This is a genomic window from Sphingobium sp. Ant17 (assembly GCF_000588875.1).
Taxonomy (GTDB): Bacteria; Pseudomonadota; Alphaproteobacteria; order Sphingomonadales; family Sphingomonadaceae; genus Sphingobium.
In genome coordinates this window covers 1-1,657 of sequence record NZ_JEMV01000192.1, presented here as the reverse complement: position 1 = coordinate 1,657, position 1,657 = coordinate 1, and the positions used below count along the sequence as shown (strand labels likewise).

Annotated in this window: 2 protein-coding genes and 1 pseudogene; all 3 read left to right on the top strand. The window is 69.8% G+C overall.

The genetic code is table 11. From position 1 onward, the window contains the following. Positions 1 to 383: DUF2163 domain-containing protein (locus BF95_RS25355; RefSeq protein ID WP_043155660.1), on the top strand; the 383-nt coding region annotated here is incomplete at its 5' end. Continuing rightward, complete coding sequence (locus BF95_RS25350) at positions 380 to 808, top strand: hypothetical protein (protein ID WP_043155658.1); 429 nt, start codon at positions 380 to 382, stop codon at positions 806 to 808. The genes BF95_RS25355 and BF95_RS25350, both read left to right, overlap by 4 nt. Positions 809 to 875: 67 nt before the next feature. Further along, positions 876 to 1,657: pseudogene (locus BF95_RS25345) on the top strand (phage tail protein); the annotation flags it as partial.

The window sequence follows — 1,657 nt, the reverse complement described above, 5'->3', positions numbered from 1 at the left end:
CCGATTGCCGGGCGCGGCTGGGCGATCGGGCGTGCCGGGTGGATATGGCCGGGCGGCGACGGGTGGTGCGCGTGACGGGCGTGGCGGATGCGGTGGTCGCGATCGGCGGGCTGACGGCGGGGGACTATGCGTTTGGCACGGTGCGCTGGATGAGTGGGGCCAATGCCGGGCTGACGCAGGGGGTGGCGGATAATGATGCGGCGCATGTGACGCTGACTGATCCGCCTGCCTTTGCGGTGGCGCCGGGGACGTTGGCGCTGCTGACGCAGGGGTGTGATCGGCAGTTGGCGACCTGCGCCGGGCGTTTTGGCAATGCGGTCAATTTTCGTGGCGAGCCTTATCTGCCGGGGATGGACCTGTTGACGCGCTATCCCGGCGCATGAGCGGGGCGACACGGATCGTCGCGGCGGCGCGGGCGATGGTGGGGGTGCCGTTCCGGTTGCATGGGCGGAGCGAGGCGGGGGTTGATTGTGTCGGGCTGGCGCTGATGGCGCTGGGGCGGGCGGGACAGGGTGGGACCGGCCATGATGGGGTTGGGCCGGTCGCCTATGGGTTGCGGAGCGGGGATGTCGGGCTGGCCGAGTGCTGGTTGGGCGCGGCGGGGCTGGTCCGGGTGGATCAGGGCGCGCCGGGCGACCTGGCGCTGGTGCGGCCGGGGCCGTTGCAACTGCATCTGATGATCATGGTGCCGGGCGGCTTTGTGCATGCCCATGCGGGGGTGCGGCGCGTGGTCGAGATGCCGGGTGCTTCGCCCTGGCCGGTGATCGGCTGGTGGCGGGCGGATGTCGGGCGCGCAACGATAGGGTGACACCCCTCCGTCTGGCCTACGGCCAGCCACCTCCCCTGCCAGGGGAGGATTTTTAAGGGGAATAATCATGGCGACGGTGGTGCTGACGGCGGTGGGGACAGCGTTGGGCGGGCGATCGGGGCGGCGATCGGCGGCGTGCTGGGCAATGTGATCGACCAGCAAATCCTGTTCAAGCCAAAGGGGCGCGAGGGGCCGCGCCTGTCCGATCTGCAGATCCAGACATCGACCTATGGCGCGCAAATTCCGCGCCTGTTCGGGACGATGCGGGTGGCGGGCACGGTGATCTGGGCGACCGACCTGAAGGAAGTGCGGAGCAAGAGCGGCGGCGGCAAGGGGCGGCCGAGCGTTGCGAGTTACAGCTATAGCGCGAGTTTTGCGGTGGCGCTGTCGGCGCGGGCGATCGGGTCGATCGGGCGGATCTGGGCCGATGGCAATTTGCTGCGCGGGGGGGCGGGGGATTTCAAGACCGAGCTGTCGGCCTTTCGCGTGCATCGCGGCGGCGCGGATCAGGCGGTCGATCCGCTGATCGCGTCGGCGCAAGGGGTGGCGATGACGCCTGCGCATCGGGGGATGGCCTATGTGCTGTTCGAGGATCTGGCGCTGGCCGATTATGGCAATCGGATTCCGTCGCTGACGTTCGAGGTGGTGGCGGATGCCGGGGCGGTGTCGGTGGGGGCGATTGCCGCCGATTTGAGCGAGGGGACGCTCGGGGGTGAGGGGCTGCCGGAGGTGGCTGGCTTTGCGGCGAGTGGCGGGGATGTGCGCGAGGCGATTGCGGCGCTGAGCGAGGTGCATGGGTTGGCCCTGCAGGGGGATGCGGGCGGATTGCGGCTGGCGGTGACGGGCAGC

What these genes read in the sequence shown, in the direction of transcription:
- BF95_RS25350 (WP_043155658.1), top strand. Translation starts at nt 380, where the DNA reads ATGAGCGGGGCGACACGGATCGTCGCGGCGGCGCGGGCGATGGTGGGG.